General features: G+C 32.1%; 11 protein-coding genes. All 11 read left to right on the forward strand.

Features of this window, described 5'->3' with window-relative positions; translation table 11 throughout:
• Nucleotides 1-3 precede the first annotated feature (3 nt).
• The 11 genes from ACWYN7_RS02560 to ACWYN7_RS02610 all read left to right on the forward strand — a co-directional run bounded on the left by ACWYN7_RS02560 (nt 4) and on the right by ACWYN7_RS02610 (nt 20,868).
• Nucleotides 4-1,455 (forward strand): sulfatase, encoded by a 1,452-nt coding sequence (locus ACWYN7_RS02560; RefSeq protein ID WP_462858269.1) that lies wholly within the window; start codon nt 4-6, stop codon nt 1,453-1,455.
• Complete coding sequence (locus tag ACWYN7_RS02565) at nt 1,455-2,657, forward strand: aldose epimerase family protein (protein ID WP_462858270.1); 1,203 nt, start codon at nt 1,455-1,457, stop codon at nt 2,655-2,657. The genes ACWYN7_RS02560 and ACWYN7_RS02565 overlap by 1 nt, the downstream gene beginning before the upstream one ends.
• A 114-nt stretch (nt 2,658-2,771) precedes the next feature.
• A complete protein-coding gene (locus tag ACWYN7_RS02570; protein WP_462858271.1) occupies nt 2,772-3,770 on the forward strand; it encodes a glycoside hydrolase family protein in 999 nt (332 codons plus the stop codon).
• Between the two features lie 111 nt (nt 3,771-3,881).
• Nucleotides 3,882-5,222 carry a sulfatase family protein gene (locus ACWYN7_RS02575; protein WP_462858272.1) on the forward strand — a complete coding sequence of 447 codons (1,341 nt, stop codon included), beginning with the start codon at nt 3,882-3,884 and terminating at the stop codon, nt 5,220-5,222.
• A gap of 8 nt (nt 5,223-5,230) precedes the next feature.
• The gene (locus ACWYN7_RS02580; protein WP_462858273.1) at nt 5,231-7,147 is read left to right on the forward strand and encodes a T9SS type A sorting domain-containing protein; all 1,917 of its coding nucleotides are present in this window, start codon (nt 5,231-5,233) and stop codon (nt 7,145-7,147) included.
• Between the two features lie 28 nt (nt 7,148-7,175).
• A complete protein-coding gene (locus ACWYN7_RS02585) occupies nt 7,176-9,263 on the forward strand; it encodes a hypothetical protein (RefSeq protein ID WP_462858274.1) in 2,088 nt (695 codons plus the stop codon).
• Nucleotides 9,264-9,530: 267 nt separating this feature from the next.
• Nucleotides 9,531-11,225, forward strand: coding sequence for a 3-keto-alpha-glucoside-1,2-lyase-like domain-containing protein (locus tag ACWYN7_RS02590; protein ID WP_462858275.1), 1,695 nt, complete (start codon nt 9,531-9,533; stop codon nt 11,223-11,225).
• 7 nt (nt 11,226-11,232) lie between these two features.
• On the forward strand, nt 11,233-12,837 hold the full coding sequence (locus ACWYN7_RS02595) for a glycoside hydrolase family 43 protein (protein ID WP_462858276.1): 1,605 nt from the start codon (nt 11,233-11,235) through the stop codon (nt 12,835-12,837).
• 5 nt (nt 12,838-12,842) lie between these two features.
• A complete protein-coding gene (locus ACWYN7_RS02600; protein ID WP_462858277.1) occupies nt 12,843-13,859 on the forward strand; it encodes a nucleoside hydrolase-like domain-containing protein in 1,017 nt (338 codons plus the stop codon).
• A 58-nt stretch (nt 13,860-13,917) separates the two neighbouring features.
• On the forward strand, nt 13,918-16,866 hold the full coding sequence (locus ACWYN7_RS02605; protein WP_462858278.1) for a DUF5060 domain-containing protein: 2,949 nt from the start codon (nt 13,918-13,920) through the stop codon (nt 16,864-16,866).
• A gap of 816 nt (nt 16,867-17,682) precedes the next feature.
• Nucleotides 17,683-20,868: a SusC/RagA family TonB-linked outer membrane protein gene (locus ACWYN7_RS02610; protein WP_462858279.1), complete on the forward strand. Its 3,186-nt coding sequence runs from the start codon at nt 17,683-17,685 to the stop codon at nt 20,866-20,868.

Below are 20,868 nucleotides of genomic sequence, written 5' to 3' on the forward strand. Positions count from 1 at the left end.
TTGATGAAAAAAACAGGTTTAGTATTCGCCCTTATAATCATATTGTTTTCTTGCAAAACTCGCAAAGAAGAAAGTAATAAAGAGAATAACAAAAAATTAAATATAGTTTACATTGCTGTAGATGATTTAAATAGATGGGTTGGTGCTCTTGGAGGGCAAGCAAAAACTCCTAATATTGATAAACTGGCAAACCAAGGCATGTTGTTTACAAATGCACATTGTGTGGTGCCTGCTTGTAATCCATCAAGAGTAGCAATTTTAACAGGTTTACGACCAGAAACTACAGGGCAATACACAAATCCAGGTTTGTTTAGAGAAAAACCTGGTAATGCCAATAGAATTACAATGCCTCAATATTTAAAGGCAAATGGTTATGAAGCTGTTGCAGCTGGTAAAATATTTCATCATCCAAGAGGAAAAGGAAAAGAACCTCATCCATTTTCTGATGATATTTCTTGGGATTATCAAAATAAAAACAATACTGGTACAAGTGGTCATAAACTGTATTTAGACGAGTATAATCAAGCCAAATGGTTGCAAGGAGCTATGAGAGAAGAAGGTGCAGGAAAATCGGGTGCTTCTTATATTAGTAAGTTTGGAGTTTGGGGACCAATTCCTGCAAAAATTGAAGAAACAGCAGATTATCAAAACGCAGTGTTTAGCGCAGATTATTTAAATAAGAAACACGACAAACCGTTCTTTTTGGCGTGTGGAATTTTTAGACCACATTCGCCTCAATTAGCGCCTCAAGAGTTTTTTGATATGTATCCTATAGATAAGATTAAAATGCACGATTTACCAGAAGATGATATGGATGATATTCCAGAACATGTTCGTACTAACTTTTCATCAGAATTTGTGGGCCATGTTAAAGAGAAAGGACAATTAAAATACGCTCTTCAAGGCTATTTAGCGTCTATAAGTTATGCAGATGCTTGTATTGGTAAAGTGTTAGAAGGTTTAGAAAATGGACCTAATAAAGAAAATACAATTGTGGTTTTATGGACAGATCATGGTTGGCAATTGGCGCATAAAAACCGTTGGGAAAAATTTTCGTTGTGGGATATTGCCACAAATACACCGTTAATTATCAAACATCCTACAAAGAATATTGCTGCTAAAAAAATTGATCAACCAGTATCATTATTAGATTTATATCCAACAGTGATGGATTTAATAGGATTAGAAAAACCAACAGATTTAGAAGGTGTTTCTTTAGCTCCTTTTTTAAATGATGATAATTACAAACGTAAAGAACCAGCAATCATCACGTTTGGAAAAGGGAATCAATCTATAAGAATGGATGATTTTAATTACATCAAATACAATAACGGAACAGAAGAATTATACAATCATGAAAACGACAGAATGGAGTACACAAATGTGGTTGATAATCCATCGTATAAAACAAAAAAAGAAGAATTGTCTAAATGGTATATAAAATCTAAAAAGTAATGATTTATAATAGATATAATAAGAAATCCTTTTTTAAGGCAAATGCATTTTTACTAATTGCTTTTGTTGTTTTTTTATCTTGTAAAACCGATAAAAAAGAGCCTCAACCTAAAAAAATAGAAAAAGAAGTATTTCAGAAAACGTGGAAAGAGAAAGATTTTGAACTTGAAATTGATGGCAAAAAAACAAAACTCTACACAATCAAAAACAGCAATGGTATAGAGGCTACTTTTTGTAATTATGGTCAAAGATTAGTCAGTTTAGTTGTGCCAGATAAAAATGGAAAAAAAGCAGATATTGTTTTGGGTTTTAACTCGTTACAAGAATACATAGATGCAGATGAACCTTATTTTGGAGCAACAGTTGGGCGTTATGGAAATCGAATAAAGAAAGGAAAATTTTCGCTTAATAACAAAACCTATACACTTGCCATTAACAATGGAGAAAATCATTTGCATGGAGGTAAAAAAGGATTTAATAGCGTAGTTTGGGATGCAATTCAAACTGTTGATAATCAAGTTGTATTTTATAGAGTTTCTAAAGATATGGAAGAAGGTTATCCAGGAAATCTAGACGTTACTATTCATTACACAATAACAGAAGAAAACGAATTGCTGATAAAATATAAAGCTAAAACAGACAAACCTACAGTTATTAATTTAACACACCATTCCTTTTTTAATTTGGCAGGTGAAGGTAATGGAACAATCAATAACCATTTGTTACAAATTAATGCAGATGGGTTTACAACTGTTGATAAAACCTTAATTCCAACAGGGAAAATTGCGGATGTAAAAAACACACCATTCAATTTTTTAGAGGCAAAACCCATAGGAAAAGATTTAAAAGTTGATGATGAACAACTAAATTTTGGTTTGGGTTACGACCATAATTTTGTGCTTAATAAAAGTCCTAAAAATGAATTAGGATATGTTTTTGCTGCAAAAGTTATTGAGCCAACATCTGGCAGAACTATGGAAATTTATACAAACGAACCTGGTTTGCAATTTTATGGGGGTAATTTTTTAAACGGCAAAACAACAGGCAAAAGCGGAAAACCGTATGTTTTTAGAGGTGCATTTTGTTTAGAAACACAACATTTTCCAGATTCACCAAATCAACCAAATTTTCCATCAACAACATTAAAAGCAGGAGAAATATACACCTCTACGTGTATTTATAAATTTGGAACAAAACACTAGTTTAGCACAGAATCGCTATAATTATAGTCTATAGAGTAAATAATTTCTCAGTATGTTATTGATTTTTGGAGTTAACAAGTAATCATCAATTCTAATAATATGTTAAATAAGGTAATGCGTCTTGTAATATTTACTACGAGTGTAATTTTTTTGTTCTTCAGTTGTGCAACTAGTAAAACTGTATTCGAAATAAAAGAAAATTATTCAGGAAAAACTGAATGGAATTCAACGACTAAAACATTTACATTTTTAACTTCTGGAGCAATCAATTTTAAAAATCAAGGTGATAAAAGTTTTATTTGGCAAGTCCCAAAAGCAGTAAAAAAGATAATTATTGCAGAAAATTGCACGGTTAATGGTGCGTTTCATACCTATTCAGATATTGAAATTGTTGGTAAAAACAGAAAAACATCCGTTTTATATGGTACAGAAACACAAAGTTGGTCGCAAAAACACCATATAAAACCTTATACATTAAGCTCTTTTGAAAGTCATAAAGGAAAAATGACCATTAAAAATTTAACAAGTTTAAACCCTAGGTCATATCACGTAAGAGGTTTAGGGAGTCAAGTTCATCTTAAAAACGCAGATTTTATAGATAACAGAGGTGGTGTTCACAATCATAGTGATGGTATTGCTGCAGGTAATGGCTCTACTGTAGATAATTGTTATTTTGAAACTGCAGACGATGTTATTAAAGTTTATAATGATATTACTGTAACAAACACTACAATCAATATGATTAAAAATGCAGTGCCAATTCAATTAGGATGGGGAAATTACCCCAATAATGCTGTTGGTACTTTTAAAAATATTACCATAATTGGCGATAGTGGTAGAGGTAGTCCATACAAAAGTAACCCTGTAATTGCTGGCAGAAGTGGCGCATACACTGTAACTGTTAATATTGATGGAATTACTATTGACAACCCAAATGGAAGTTTGGTAAACCTTTGGGATGATAAAAACGATGGTATCTATGAAAAAACGGTAAAAGGAACCATCAAAAATTTAACCATCAAAAATTTAAAAACCTACAGCACGCAATTAAAAGGGTATGATGAGCTAACATTATATGACGTTGAAGGAAATGAAATTTCTAAAAACTTTTAATCAACTAAAATGAAGCAACTTTTTAAAGTCCATATTACTATACTAATTGTGTTTTTTCTAATAAATACTTCTTTTACAAAAAAGAAAGTTAAAGAGAATGCAATATCAAAAATGCCCAATATTGTTTTAATTATGGCTGATGACCAAGGTTATGGAGATATTGGTAGTTATGGAGCTACCGGTTTTACAACACCTTATATTGATAAATTGGCATATGAAGGAATGCGTTTTACGAATCATTATGCAGCACAAGCTGTTTGTAGTGCATCAAGAGCAGGGTTATTAACAGGGTGTTATCCAAACAGAATAGGAATTTCTGGAGCATTTTTTCCTAATAGTAAAAATGGTTTAAATCCAAAAGAATATACAATAGCAGAAATGCTAAAAGATAAAGGTTATGCCACTGCTATTTATGGAAAATGGCATTTGGGGCATCTAGAAAAATTCTTGCCTTTGCAACACGGTTTTGATGAATTTGTAGGCTTACCATATTCTAATGATATGTGGCCCGAAAAAAGTGATAGATTTCCACCTTTACCGTTAATTGAAGGCAATACAGTAATCGATTCTATAGCAACTTTAGAAGATCAAGATAAACTTACAGCATTATATACCAAAAAAGCAGTCAATTTTATTGAACGAAATAAAGAAAATCCGTTCTTTTTGTATTTGCCACATACAATGCCTCACGTTCCTTTAGGTTATGGAGGTAAATTTAAAGGCAAAAGCAAACAAGGTGTGTATGGTGATGTAATTATGGAAATTGATTGGTCTTTGGGTGAAATTATGAAATCATTAGAAAAACAAGGAATTGCAGACAATACAATTGTAATTTTTACTTCAGATAATGGTCCTTGGATAAGTTATGGAAATCATGCAGGTTCTACAGGTGGTTTACGAGAAGCAAAATTAACCAATTGGGAAGGAGGCCAAAGAGTACCTTTTATCGTAAAATGGAACAATCACATTCCTAAAGGTGTTACCAATAATCAACTTACTTCTAACATAGATGTCATCACCACAATAGCTAGTCTAGTTGATGGAAACTTATCTAATAATAAAATTGATGGATATGATTTATCGCAACTTTGGATGGGAAAAACCACCGAAAGTAATCGAAAGTATTACTACTATTATCAAAATAGAAATCATTTAAGTGCTGTAAGAAATGATACATGGAAATTAGTTTTGCCTCATACCTACAGGTCTTATGAACGTAGAAAACCAGGAAATGATGGTAATGGTGGAGGCAATGAAAAGGTAACTTTAACAGAAATGGAGTTGTACAATATGATTTCAGACCCAGGAGAGCGCATCAATGTTATTGATCAACACCCAAATATTGTAAAAGAAATGATGCTATTGGTCAATAGTGCTAGAGCAGAGTTTGGTGATTTAAATGTAGATATAAAAAAAGGGAAAGGCACACGTAGTGTTGGAACTTCTAAATAAAAGAATCAATGTTAAAATTTAAGAAATTAACAGTGGTATCCCTTTTTCTTTTATTATCAAGTAGTTTTTATGCTCAAACAGTAGTAAATGGTGTTGCAACCTACACAGAAGACAAAAACATTGGTAGAAAATTTCGTGTACCAGATTCTTGGAACAAAATACTCATTAAAAAAAACGTTACGATAACAGGAAGTTTTTACATGGGCAATCGTTCTAAAGCCATAGAGATTGCAGGTGAGAGTAGAAAAACGTCTATAATTCAAGGTGATGGTTCTCGTCCAACAGACGATGGTATTAAAGGAAGATCCTATTCTGCAATACGTTGTGATGCCTCTCCAGACGTATATATACACGATTTAAAAATTACTAAACCAATGAAGTTTCACATTCACGCTGGTTTTGGAAATGTTACTGTAGAACGTTGTGATATAATTGCTGGAACTCATACGTTTACTACAGATGGTATTCATGGTGGAAAAGGAAAAACCATTGTAAGAGATTGTTATATAGATTGCTATGATGATGCGCTTTACACGATAGAATGTAAATTAGTAGAGAATACAACCATTGTTCATAATAAAAATGGAGGGCCATTTATGACAAGTTGGGGTTCAGATGTACCAAAAAATCATACTTGCATAATTCGAAATTGTACAGTAATAGATAATTACGAAAAGTCCGATTATAACCACGGAGTTTTTTCATGGGCTCAAAAACATGATGCTGGGAATCAAACCATAAAATTAAAATTTGAAGGAACTTTTACTTATAAAGTTAGTGAAGGCAGTAAACCATCTACAATGTACACTATAGGAAGGCCAGGTACAAGTGGAATAAAAGATGCACATATTGTAATAGATGGTGAGTGTCCAAGAAAAGAAAGTATAGAAATACGAGGAAATACAAATAGTACTGTCTCTTTTATCAACTGTCCTGCTGAAGGCTGTCAAATAAGCGATGTAACAGCAGAGGTTAAGGATGCCTCTTGTGGAAATGCAGATGGTGAAATTAGTTTTTCTTTTAATGATGATTCAGATAAAACATCAATCCAATTTAGTGTAGATGGTGGTCAAACATTTAGCAATTTAGTAAATGATAACACTGGTAGTTATACAGTAAGCAATTTAGGTCAAGGAAATTATAGCTGTTTTGTTAGATATGGAGATGAAGAAGAGTGTCTAACAAATTTAGGAGCTTTTTCTGTAAATTGTACAGGCAGTGTTGCTGTAGAAGAGGGAATTTATTATATGGAAGCTAGACATAGTAATAAATTTTTGGAAGTACAAAATAGCTCGGTTTTAGATGGAGGAAATATTCAACAGCAAGCAGATGAATCTGGAGAAAACAAACAATGGCAAATTACAAATTATGCTGGTGAATGGTATGCTATTACCAATAGAAATAGCAACAAAGCTATGGAAGTTGCCAATAACTCTATGGACAATAGAGGTAATATTCAACAAGCAACACTAACCAATGCAGATAATCAACTATGGAAATTTGTAAATCCTGATGGAGATTGGTATCAAGTAGTTTCTAAATCTAGTGGAAAAGTGTTAGATGTAGCTGGAGTTAGTGCAGCAAATGGGGCAAATATTCAACAATGGGAACTACAAGAAAACAGAAATAATCAACAGTTTTCGCTAAAATCTGCGACATTAAGTGTTGGTGATTTTAAAGATGATTTGTCAAATATCATCATCTATCCTAACCCAGCATCAACAAATTTTACACTAAAGTTAAATGATGTAAATAATAGTGATATCAACTTAAAAATTTACAGCATAACAGGTGCTTTAGTGGCTTCTTATCATATAGAAAAGACTGATGTTAAAATTCCAGTCGAGAATTTAAAACAAGGTATTTATGTAGTAAGAATTAATAGCCATCATCAAGTTTTATCTAAATTATTAACCATTAAATAATTGTTTTAATAGAAAGGCAATACTGTAAATGCAAAAATTAAGGTACAATTTTCTGTGGATAATACTTTTTGCAACATCACTTTGCAAAGCACAACAAACGAGCCTAAATGTTATCCAAAAAGATAATGCTTACAGTATTGAAATTGTAGATAAAAAAGGAAATATTTTATTAAAATCACCAACTTCTGGCTTTTGGGCTGTTGCCACAAATTGGCAGAATAATTGGATGAGCAATTGGAGGTATGGTAATCCTACAAAGCTAGAAAAAGTAAATGATTATATCATTTTATCAGGCAAAATAGAACTTCCAGAGGGAGATTTGTTAATTCGTGATTCTTACAAGGAAGAAAAAGGTCGTATTAAATGTATTCGCAGATTCCAATGGACAGGTAATCAACCACTAAACAAAACCACATTATCAATTCAATATCTTGCTCCTGCTAAAGGGAAAAGCATTGTAATGCCAGGTATTTTATATTTTGGAAATCCATCAGGAAAAAAAAGTGGAAGAACTCCTATTTACGATGGAGAAATAGGTGATAAAGCTTTTTTTGAAGAACATCGTTTTCCTATGCCATTTGTAAGTTTAGAGTGGGGAAATAAGAAATTAAATGGAGCAGCATTACATAGCAAACCAACAGCTGTACCATTTGCAAATTTAAAAGACCAATGGTGGTCTTTAGGTGTAAAAACGGTAAAGGAAGGTACAATTCTTTCGCTATTAAGTGGTGCTTGTGCTTTTAATAATAAACAAAGTGTAATTAAAGCTTTTCAAGGTAAAGGCAAACAAACTATGTTTGCAGACTATAACAATGCCTACCTAAATATTCCTTCAGGAGGAATAATAGAAAAGGAATTCTATCTAGAAACTTATAAAGTTGATAAAAAAAGAACAGGTTTTCAAAAATCCATAAAAACCTCACTAGATATTTTTAATTTGAGTGATGATGGCCTGCCAAAGTTTAAGGAGATTATAAAAAGCAAGTATCAGTTTGCAAAAAATAGATGGATTGAAGGTGAAAATTACGCTGGTTTTAATCAGTTTGATACCAAATTAAAAAAATATGATCCAGCAATTGTGTTGGGTTGGGTTGGTCAGGCAGCTGCACCTGGTTTTGCATTTCAGTATTTACAAGATGAAATTCAAGATAAATCATCTTTACAAATGGCGCAAAAATCTTTAGATTTTGTGGCTTCAGCCCAGTTTTACGAAGAAGGGATGTTTACTTGGTATCACACAAATCAACAAAAATGGGGTACTCGAATTTGGAAAGAAAATCCTGAAATTTTATCTCAAGGACAAACCATGCTGAATGTAGTAAATGCAATTTTAGCTACTGACAAATCTGGATTAAATCCCACAAAGTGGAAAACATTTTTACAAAAAGCAGCTGATTTTCACAGTAAAAGAATCTTAGCCAAAAATTGGAATCCAGTTTCAACAGATGAAGCATTTTTTATAGCACCATTAAGTTTAGCTTCTAAAATTTTTGACAATAATATGTATAAAAAAGCAGCGATAAAAGCAGCAAATATCTATGCAAACAGAAGTTTAAAAATGCAAGAGGTTTATTGGGGTGGTACTTTAGATGCAAGTTGTGAAGACAAAGAAGGTGCATTTGGTGCATTTCAAGGGTTTTTAACACTTTACGAATTAACACAAGAAAAAAAATATTTAGAGTGGGCAAAACACGCTGGCAATGTTGCTATTTCATATACTTATCTTTGGGATGTTGCATTGCCTGCTGGTCGTTTGCGAGATCATAATTTTAAAACTAGAGGATGGACCGCAGTTTCTGTGCAAAATATGCATATAGATGTGTATGGTGTTTTTATGGCACCTTATATTTTTAAACTGGGCAATTATACCAAAAATGAAAGATTAAAAAAGTTGGCTAAAATAATGTTTCTAAGTTGTGGGCAGTTAATAGATGCCTATGGAAGCCAAGGAGAACAACCTCAACAAACCAATTACACACAAGAGCATTTGTTAACTTCAAAAGATGTAACTTCATTTAGAGGTAATTATGTAGAAGATTGGACTGTTTTTTGGATAACTGCTCACTTTTTAAATGGTGGTGCAATGTTTAAAGAAATGGGCGTACTATTTGATTAAGCAGGTATTTATGTTTTTAAAAAATTATCTTTTGAAGACTTTAAACATATTCGCTAAAAAATAGAGCAATACAGTAAAGAAAACATTCAATTAAAAACAATATTTGAAGAAAATATTGGGGGATGTTTTTTAAACGACTTTATTAAATGTATTAAAAAGTTAAAAGTTTTTTATTTCTATTTGAATGATGGTTAATAATGTTTTACTTTAAAAAATGTTTGAATTAATTTTAGTAAGTTTAAGAAATAAGTAAATTTTAATCTGTTAATGAATACTATCCTTAAAAATAAAGTCGTTTTTTTTCTTTTTTTCTTTTTTCTTTACCCCAAATTTTATGCTCAAAATGATGATTTTACATCATATAAATGGACAACCCTCAATACAGAAGGCAACGTTAAAGCGCGTCATGAAAGTTCTTTAGTGGCTTATAAAAACAAATTCTACTTACTTGGTGGTAGAGGTAAAAATCCTGTAAATGTGTTTAATCCAAAAAATAATACATGGAAAACAAATAAGAAACCACCTTTAGAAATGCATCATTTTCAGGCCGTAACTTACAAAGATGCCATTTATGTGGTTGGAGCCATGACAGGTCAATATCCAAAAGAAAAACCATTGAAACATATTTGGATATATCACCCAGAAAAAGATACTTGGACAAAAGGTGCAGAAATACCAGCTTCAAGAAGAAGAGGTGGTGCAGGTGCTGTAGTTTATCAAGACAAATTATATGTGGTGTGTGGTATCGATTTTGGTCATACAAGTGGTACTAATAATTATTTTGATAGTTACGATTTTATAACAAAAAAGTGGGAAATTTTAACAAAAGCACCACATATTAGAGATCATTTTTCAGCAATTGTTGTGAATGATAAATTGTATTGTATTGGAGGTAGAAATACCAGTTTCCATACCCCAAATAATTTTGGAGCTTTCTTTAATGCAACCAATCCTTTTGTTGATGTTTATGATTTTAAGGAAAAAAAATGGCATACGTTAAAAGAGAAGTTGCCTCATCCAACAGCAGGAGCAGGAGTTGTAAGTTTAAACGAGAATATTATTTTTATTGGGGGAGAAGGCCGTTTAAAACAAGCATACAGTACTACGCAACTTTTAGATGTAAAAAACGCAAAATGGTCTGAGTTATCAGCATTAAATAGAGGACGTCATAGTGGAGGAGCTGTTGTGCATAACAATAAAATTTATGCTATTGCTGGAAGCCCTAATAAAGGTGGTGGCAATTTGAATACTACTGAAGTTTTTTCTGTTAATAACAACTGGAAACCTCTTTTTAATGGTAAAAACTTAGAAGGTTGGGTGGTTAAAGGAGCTAAAGAAGATGTTGCTAAAAACTTTTGGAAAGTAGAAAATGGTGCTATTGTAAGCAATTCATTACATAGCAATAGTCATAGTCATGTTTGGTTGCAAACTACCGAAGATTTCGATGATTTTGAGTTGAGATTAAAGTTTAAAGCATCTTCAGAAAATAAAGGAAATAGTGGTATTCAAGTAAGAAGCAGGTATGATAAAACTGCTAAAACTACAATAAGTAAAAAGGTTCACAAAGGTTGGATGGATGGGCCGCAAGTTGATATAAATCCAAACAAACCTTGGACAAATGGTTTCATTTACGATGAAACCAGAGGTTACACACGTTGGATAAACCCAAGTTTAGAAAGTTGGAAAATTGATGAGGAAGTACACAAACCCAAAAAAGTAATTTATTACAAAGAAAATGAGGGAACTGGCTGGAATGATTTAACCATTATTTGCAAAGGTACTCATATAAAAACATTGGTAAATAACGTTGTGGTATCAGATTACGATGGTTCTGGGATTTTAGATGATGATATTCATAAAAACCGAAAAGTAGGTTTAGAAGGAAAAATCGCCCTACAATGCCACATGAATTCTAAAAATAAGATTTCATTTAAAGATATAGAAATAAGAGAATTAAAATAAGTATAAAATGAGAAGAATAGTACAGTTTGTAATATTATTTTTAACACTTCAAATGGTTTCCCAAGAGAATCCAGAAAACTTTAAAAACCCAATTTTGTCTGGTTACTATCCAGATCCATCCATAATTAGGGTAGATGAAGATTACTATATGGTAAATTCAAGTTTTGAGTGGTTTCCAGGTATGCCAATTCATCATAGTAAAGATTTAATTAATTGGGAATTGATAGGCTATGGATTGTCAAGACCAGATCAAATCCCTTTACCAAAAGGTTTAGGAGATTCTAAAGGAATTTATGCTGTTACAATTAGGCATCATAAAGGTACTTTTTACCTCATTACTACTTGTGTAAAATGCGATGGTAATTTTTATGTAACCGCAAAAAACCCTGCTGGTCCTTGGTCAGATCCTGTTTGGTTGGGTTCTAGAGGTATAGATCCTTCTTTGTTTTGGGACGATGATGACAGAGTCTATTACACAGGACATGCAAATATTACCAACATAAATGATTGGCCACAAAAAAATGGAGCTTGGATGCAAGAACTCGATTTAGAAAAAGGAAAATTAATTGGTAAAAGACAGCAATTAACTCATGGGCATGCAAAAAATGCACGTTGGACAGAAGGGCCACACTTGTATAAAATAGGAGGCAAGTACATGCTTTTGGTGGCAGAAGGAGGTACAGGGTTTTTCCATTCTGTAACTGTACATCATAGTGATAAACTTTGGGGACCTTACATTCCTAATCATTCAAATCCTGTGTTAACGCATAGAAATTTAGGGCAAGATTATCCCATACATTCTGTTGGTCATGCAGATTTGGTTGAAACTCAAAATGGAGAATGGTGGGCAGTAACCTTAGGAAAACGTAAAAAAGAAGGGTATTCTTTATTAGCAAGAGAAACATTTTTAACTCCGGTTAAATTTGAGAAACAAGACAATTTTTTAACACCCGTTTTTAATCCTGGTGTTGGCCATTTATTAGAATCACAAAAAAGACCAAATTTACCTTGGACACCTGTAAAACCAATTCCAAAACGAGATGAATTTTCTGGTGATAAACTAGCTTTACCATGGAATTTTATAAGAACACCGTTTACAAAATGGCACAACTTAATTAATGATAAGTTATGTATAGCACTTAGGCCTGAGGTTCTAGATAGCTTGGTAAATCCATCTTACATAGGTAAAAGAATTCAACATCATCAATTTGAAGCATCAACAAGTTTTAAATTTTCATCAAAAAAAGAAAATGAACAAGCTGGCTTGGTGCTATACAGAAATAGTAAAAATCATATTCAATTGGTAAAACAAAAAAACGAATTAATTTTAATAGCTACCAAAAGAGGAGTAAGAAAAGAAATTAAAAGAGTTCCTTTCAAAGAAAAAAATGTTTTTGTAAAAGTTGAGGGCGATAATATTAGAGCTACTTTTAGTTATGGAATTAGTAACAACAGCTATACAGTTTTGGCAAAAGATCTAGATTTAACAATGATTGCAGATGAAGTTGCTTTAGGGTTTAATGGACCTTATGTGGGTATGTATGCTACAAGTAATGGTGAAAAATCTAAAAAAACTGCTGAATTTAATTGGTTTGAATACAGCAAAAAATAGCATTTATGAAAAAAATTAGTATACTGTTTTTTTCGATATTATTCGTGACAAAAATAGCAGCGCAAAAACCAAAAGTTTGGATTTTTACAGATATGACAGATCCAACTTTACAAGGAAATAATCATATGGGTACTATTAACGATCCTGATGATGTATCTGCAATGGCTGGCTATTTATTAATGGCGAATATGTTTGATACCAGAGGTGTAGTTGTTGGAAGTACACATAGGGGTCAACATAAATTCACGCCAAATCAAGCAGATTGGGCAAATACTTTTTTTGGAAAAGCTTATCAACAAGATGTTGTTCATTTGAATAAAAATATTGGAGGTTATCCAGAATCCATATCGTATATCCAGTCTTCAATTAAAGAATCAGCAGAAAGATATCAACCCAAAAAAACATATACATCATTAGAAAAATACAGTAGTATAAAAGCTTTTTTAGATGAAGTTGACAGTCAAGATGATATTATAAATGTGTTGTGTTGGGGTTCATTAACAGAGCCAGCAATCTTTGTAAGTTATTGTTTGGCAAACAAAAAATACAATACTTTACAAAAAGTTCGTTTTATTGCGCATTGGACCAATTCAGCATTGCATCAAGGTAGTATAGAAGCGCCTCAAAATGTTGCCAATTGTAGAGAAGATGCAAAAGCTTGTGCATATATGAAAGAAATGGCACTCAATGGATTTATCAAATATTTCGAATGTGGTGCTATAGGTCAACACGGAATTGTAACAGGAAGTCCAAAAGGAAAGGAATATTACGATCAATTTAACACAAGTGCACTAGGCAAACTATTTATTGAAGGGAAATTTGCACACAATAGTGTAGATCATTCAGATGCAGCAACTTATTGGGTTTTATTATCAAATTGGGGCGTAAGTTTGAATGATATTACAAACAATGGAACCAACAAACCATCCAAAGAAAAAGAAAACGAAAAAAAGTTTAAAGATTACTCAAAAGATATTCATAACGAATTGTTAAGGCGTTCTAAAAGTGCCGAAAATAAATAGTTCTTAACCTTTTTGTAAACCTAAAATTACATTCAATTATAACCAAAAAATACTACTTATGAAACCAAAAAGCATATTCAAAATTATTTTACTTGGTATATTTATTCAATGTTCTGTGCTGTCGCATCAAGCACAAACTAAAACCAATAAAGTATTTGAAGAAAAAAATGGTTTTTTAAAAGTAGAGGCAGAAGATTTTTACAAACAAACAAAATCTGGAGTTAGAAAATGGTATGTAATTACCCCAGAATTTAAAAATAAGTTACAAGATCCAGATCCAACTCATGCTGCCACAGCTAGTAATAAAAAGTATATTGAGTTGCTTCCTGATACACGTGTAACGCACAAAGATAAGCTTACAAACGGAGTTAATTTTACAGGTGATGCAGGCAAAATTGGTGTATTGCATTACAAAGTTAACATCAACACTCCTGGTAGATATTATATTTGGGTAAAAGCATTTAGTACAGGTTCAGAAGACAATGGAATTCACGTTGGTTTAGATGGCAATTGGCCACAATCTGGTAAAAGAATGCAGTGGTGTGAAGGAAAAAGACAATGGTTTTGGGAAAGCAAACAACGCACAAAAGAAGTACATTGTGGGGTTGCAGGGTTAATTTATTTAGATATTGATAAAGCTGGTGAACACGAAATACAATTTAGTATGCGTGAAGATGGTTTTGAAATGGATCAATGGTTAATGACCAATGATAAAAATTACAATCCAAGAGGAAAAAAGAAATCAAAAAATAAAAATAAAGTATCTACAATTAACCAAACTAAAAAAGCCTATCCAAAAGCAACTATTTTAAAAGCAACTGATTTTAATTTTAAAAACACAGGTTTTTACAAGAATAACGAATGGTTGGCAATTAACCCAAATAAGAACAAAAATGCCACTGCTACTTTAAAATATGCTGGAGCATCAGGTTTGTTTGATGTGGTTTTATTAGGGGTTGGCGAAAATGATGGGCAATCAAGATTTACATTAAAAGTCAATAATCATCAACAAGGTAATTTTCGTTTGCCATTAAGTATAGACCCTTTTGAAGAAGGAGCACAATACGCAAAATCGTTTTCTGATGTTCAGATTAATAATGGAGATGAAATCTCTCTAGAAGGTTTTGTAGCCAGTGCAGATGGTAAAGAATATAGCAGAGGAAGATGGAGAGCTTTGGTAATTTTACCAATTGGACAAGGAGAAAATTTAATAGAAAGTTTTAAAGCAGAAACTGCCAAAAATGTTGAGGTAAAAATTAGTAAAGAACTAAAAAAATGGCATAAAATCACATTAACTTTTGATGGACCAGAAACTTCAGAAAAAGCCACATACAATCCTTTTGTAAATTACAGATTCAATACCACATTTATGCACAAAGCATCAGGTAAAAAGTATGTTGTACCTGGTTTTTTTGCAGCTGATGGTAAAGCAGGACAAACAGGAGCAGACAAAGGAAATAAATGGAAAGTAAATTTTACTCCAGATGAAATTGGAGAATGGACTTATAAAGTAGATTTTAGAAAAGGAAGATGGGTTGCTGTAAGTACCAAAAAGAAATCTGGTGTTTCAGCAGGTTTTATGGATGGTGCCACAGGAAGTTTTACAGTAAAACCAACTGATAAAACAGGACGAGATTTTAGAAGCAAAGGAAGATTAAATTATGTTGGCAAACGCTATTTGCAATTTGCAGAAACTGGTGAATATTTCTTAAAACAAGGGCTAGATGCACCAGAAAACTTTTTGTCTTTTATAGATTTTGATGGTACTTTTCATAATGATGGTCATAAAGACAATTTGGTAAAAAAATGGGAAGCACATGTACAAGATTGGAAAAAAGGAAACCCAACTTGGAGGGATGGCAAAGGAAAAGCAATTATTGGAGCAATCAATTATTTGGCATCAAAAGACTTAAATGTAGTCTCTTTTTTAACCAATAATATAAAAGGCGATGATCAAAACGTATTTCCTTATGTAGATTATGATACCTATGATAGAATTGATGTTTCTAAAACAGATCAATGGGAAATTGTTTTTGCTCACGCACAAAAAAACGGATTGTTTCTACATTTTAAAACCTTAGAAATGGAAAATCAAGGTTTGTTAGACAATGGAGGGGTAGGTTTTAATAGCAAATTATATTACAGAGAATTAATTGCGCGTTTTGGACATCATTTGGCATTAAATTGGAATTTAGGTGAAGAAAATGGAGAGTGGGTTAAAAACCACCCTACACCACCTCAAGAAACTGCACAACGTTTGGCAATGGCTCAATATTTTAAAGATAATGATCCTTACAATCATCATATTGTCATTCATAATGGAATTCAATACAATGATGTTTTAGGCAAAGAAAGTGCAATAACTGGGCCTTCTATACAAACTCATCACGCAGATTTTAGAATGGTTCATAAAGATGTTTTAAAGTGGTTAAAATTATCTAAAGAAGCTGGTAAACAATGGGCTGTAGCTGTTGATGAACCTGGTGATGCGCAACATTCTCTAATGCCAGATGCAGATGATCCAGATCATGATTTGGCACGTAAAAATGCATTATGGGCAACTTTTATGGCAGGTGGCTGGGGAAATGAATGGTATTTTGGATACAAACATGCACATTCAGATTTAACTTGCGAAGATTATCGTTCAAGAGATTTATTTTGGAATCAAGCTGCCATTGCAAAAAACTTTTTTTTAGATCATAAGATTCCTTTTTGGGAAATGGAAAACAGAAATGATTTGGTAGGCAATTCTGAAAACAAAAGCACTGCATATTGTTTAGCAAAAGAGAATGAAATTTATGTTGTGTATTTGAATTCAGTAGAAACTATAAACCTAGATTTGTCGGAGGCTAAAGGTAACTTTACTGTTTTTTGGTTTAATCCAAAAAAAGGAGGTGATTTACAAAAGTCTAAAGTGAAAAAAGTTAGGGGAGGTAGTACTGTAGCTTTAGGAGAATCACCTGATAAAACTCAAAAAGACTGGGTGGTTCTGGTTGTGAGAAAATAGCTCAGTAAGTTATTACTTCATTTTTCTAAACCTCGAAAAGTTCGTTTTGATTGAATTCTATTAATTCAAGCTGATTTTATGTTTATAATGCGTGCTAATTTTAAGAATATCAGTTTAGTAGAACTATTAAACAGCTCTCAAAACTCTATATGAGAATTTTAGTTTTTAAATTTATAAGCGTAACTTTTTCTAACTTCTGAAGCTATTAGTTTTAATTACAGCCTTTTTGATTATATAAATCCAATAGTCAATAAAACCGAATTTTAGGAGTAATATATTGAACACGTATAATGGTTTATATGTTTTTCTTTTTATGAAAAGCTGTTAGTGTACTAAAATGACTGAATTATCCCTTTATTTTATAGAATTTTGTTAAAATATATTACCTGATATTTTAATGATGCTATTCTTAATTTATAGTTATTTTTTTGTGCATTGGTATAAGTTCATTCTTTTAAAATGGTTTTTTTTGTGATAAGGTCAATTATAGAGTTAAGTTTTTAAAGATGCTTTAAAATTAGGAGCTTAATAAATAATATTTCCTAATTTAAAGCGAAAAATCATTCTAAATGGGTCAAAAAAACAACAAAAAAGCACTATTGAGCTTAAGCTTTTTTAACACAAAATTAATATTTGTAGTGTTATTTAGATAGTTGATTCAATCAAAAAAATCATATCAAAAAAAACTTATAAAAACATTATGTAAGTTTTAGTGTAAATAACATTAGATAATATTACTAACTTAAATGGCTGAAATTAAAATGAAGAAATTATCAATCAAAAAAAAAATAATCACCAATTTTAAACAAGAATCAAATGAGTAAGGTAAAAGTAGGTTTAATAACTGGTATTTACAGAGAAGTGTTTTTAATTTTGTTATTATTAGTATCTTCGGTTATAACTGCCCAATCTGCAAAGGTTAGTGGAACAGTTACAGATAATCAAGGGAACCCTCTGCCTGGAGCTTCCGTTACTGTAAAGGGTAAGCAAAGTGGAACTTTAACAGATTTTGACGGTAATTATGTTTTAAATGTAAATTTAGGAGATGAAATAGTTTTTAGGTATTTAGGATATACTGAAAAAATAATAAAAGTAACAACTTCTAAAGTTTTAAACGTAGTATTAAAAGAAGATGTTGGTCAACTAGATGAAATTGTAATAGTTGGCTATGGTAAACAAAAGAAAGAAAGCGTTGTAGGAGCTATTAGTCAGTTAGATGGCGAAGTACTAGCGCAAAGAGGGACAACACCTACCGTAACTGATGCTTTAAGTGGCGCAATACCTGGAGTAACGGTTTTACAAAGTACGGGTATTCCTGGAGGTGCACCAAATGGTAATTATGGTCAAAATTCTGCAATTTTAATAAGAGGTCAATCAACATTCAATAATGCAGATGCAACACCGTTAGTATTGGTAGATGGTGTAGAAAGAGCTTTTGATGAAATAGATCCTAACGATATAGAATCAATGTCTATTTTAAAGGATGCTTCTGCAACAGCTGTATTTGGTGTTAAAGGAGGAAATGGAGTAATATTAATTACTACTAAAAGGGGTAAAACTGGAGAAGCTGTTTTTAAAGTAGATGCTAATTACTCTATTAAAACAATTTCAAGAATACCAAAAGTTTTAGAGGGGTATACTAGCACACTTGCTAGAAATAGAGCAATTATTGGAGAGCTAGCTACAAACCCTTCTAGCTGGTCAGATTACGTTACTGATGATGAGCTAGGTTATATTCAGTCAGGTCAATTTCCTTATGCGTATCCAAATGTAGATTGGCAAGATTTAATGCTAAATGATTTTGCAGAATCTTATAAAGTTAATTTTAGTGTTTCAGGAGGTAATGATTTTTTAACGTATTATGGGGCCTTAGGTTTTTTACATGATGGTGATATTTTTGCAACAGAAGACCTTGGGCAAGGTTATGATCCAGATTTCAACTACAAAAGATTAAACTATAGGTCTAATTTAGATTTTAAACTTACGGAAACAACAAAACTTTCGGTGAATTTTTCCGGAATTTATGGAAGACAACAGTTGTCTAGAGCAAATCAATTTAATGTTTGGTTTGGTGTATACTCTAAGCCTTGGACACATCCAGTTGTTCAATATGAAGATGGTACTTATGGAGCAGGTGTTGAATATGAAAGGTTAGGAGCCAATGAATATGCAGACCTAAATTTTAGCGGTTTAGATGTTAGAAACAGATCAGAGTTTAACTCAGGTCTTAAATTAAATCAAGATTTAAAATTTATAACTCCTGGGTTATCATTTTTAGCAGAATTTGCCTACGATGTGAATACAAGAACAAGTGGACGAGGTATAATTGATGATGGAGTTTTAACCAAATATGTAGATCCTGAGTATTATTTGTTAAACGATCCAACACTAGATATTGAGGATTATACTGAGTATTTCTTCCCTAATACAGATACGGATGGATTTGATTATACAAACAATCCTTTAGTTTATCAAAACGAAGTAATTGACGGAAGTGCAGCTAATAATACTGCAATAAATATTTTAGGAAGATTTACTTTGAATTATAATAGGGATTTTGGCAAACATAATGTAGGTGCTCTTGCCTTATTTAGTAGAGAGAGTCGACAAAATTATACTCAATCTGCCTTTCCAATTAAGAGAGAAGATTATACAGGAAGAATCACTTATAATTATGATAAAAGATATAATATTGAGTTATCAGGCTCTTACAACGGTTCAGACCTTTTTGGTCCAGATTATAGATATGACTTTTTTCCTGCAGTAGGTTTAGGTTGGAATGTTCATAACGAAAAATTCTTTGAATTGGCAAAACCTTATGTTAATCAACTTAAATTAAGATATTCAGGAGGACTTGTTGGTAACGACAGAGTTGGAAATGTTCCTTTATTTCCTTATCTAACTCAATTTGGTATCGGTGGAGCTGGTGGAGGCTTTGATAACGAAGCAACTTTTGGGAATAACGTTCCTATTTTTGGCCCAACCTTTATTAGAGAGGCTGTAATTGGAAATCCTGATTTGAGGTGGGAGTCTTCAGAAAAGCATAATTTTGGTGTAGATTTAGGGTTGTTTGAAAATAAATTAACTTTATCTATGGATCTGTTTAAAGAACGTAGAGAAGATATTTTAATTCCACCAAGTCAAAGACAAATTCCTGATTTCTTTGGTGCAATACCTCCTGTAGCTAATGTTGGAATTGTAAAAATTCAAGGGTATGAGTTTACATCAACCTATAAAGATAATATTGGAGATTTCAATTATAATATTACTATTAACCATACCTATGCTAAAGATGAAATTGTGTTTAGAGAGGATCCAGCATTAACGCCAGATTATCAACAACAAGCAGGTTTTCAAATTGGTCAGAATAGAGGTATTTTAGAAGATCAAATAGTTACATCTTGGGACGATGTTTACACAGGTGTACTAGGTCCTAACAATGATTTATTCTTACCAGGTGATTTTAGATTAGTAGATTTTAATGCAGATGGTATTGTTGATGTTAATGATAGTACTGTATTTGGTTTTCCTAATAGACCTCAACATACGTATAACTTTATTTTTGGAGGTAGCTATAAAGGATTTAGTTTTAACTTAAACTTTTACGGTCAGTATAACGTTACACAAAACGTTAATTTAGGTGAGTTTGCATTTAATGCACCAGCAATTTATCAAAACTATTTAGATGCTACGTTTACGCCAGAATATAACAATACAAACCCAACCTTTAGAGCTTTAAGATATCAAAGAACAAATGTTTCAAATGGAAACTTTAATACCTTAGATGGGTCTTTTTTAAGATTAAAAGCAGCACAAGTAGGATATCAATTGCCAACAGCATTTGTAGAAAAAGCAGGTTTAAAAAGTTTAAAAGTGTTTTTTAATGGTACAAATCTTTGGCTATGGTCTGATTTACCAGTTGATATTGAGGGCACAAACTTTGACGTTAGAAACTATCCTGTTACAAAACAATTCAATTTAGGTTTAACAGCTACATTTTAA

Source organism: Polaribacter sp. M10, from assembly GCF_054968445.1.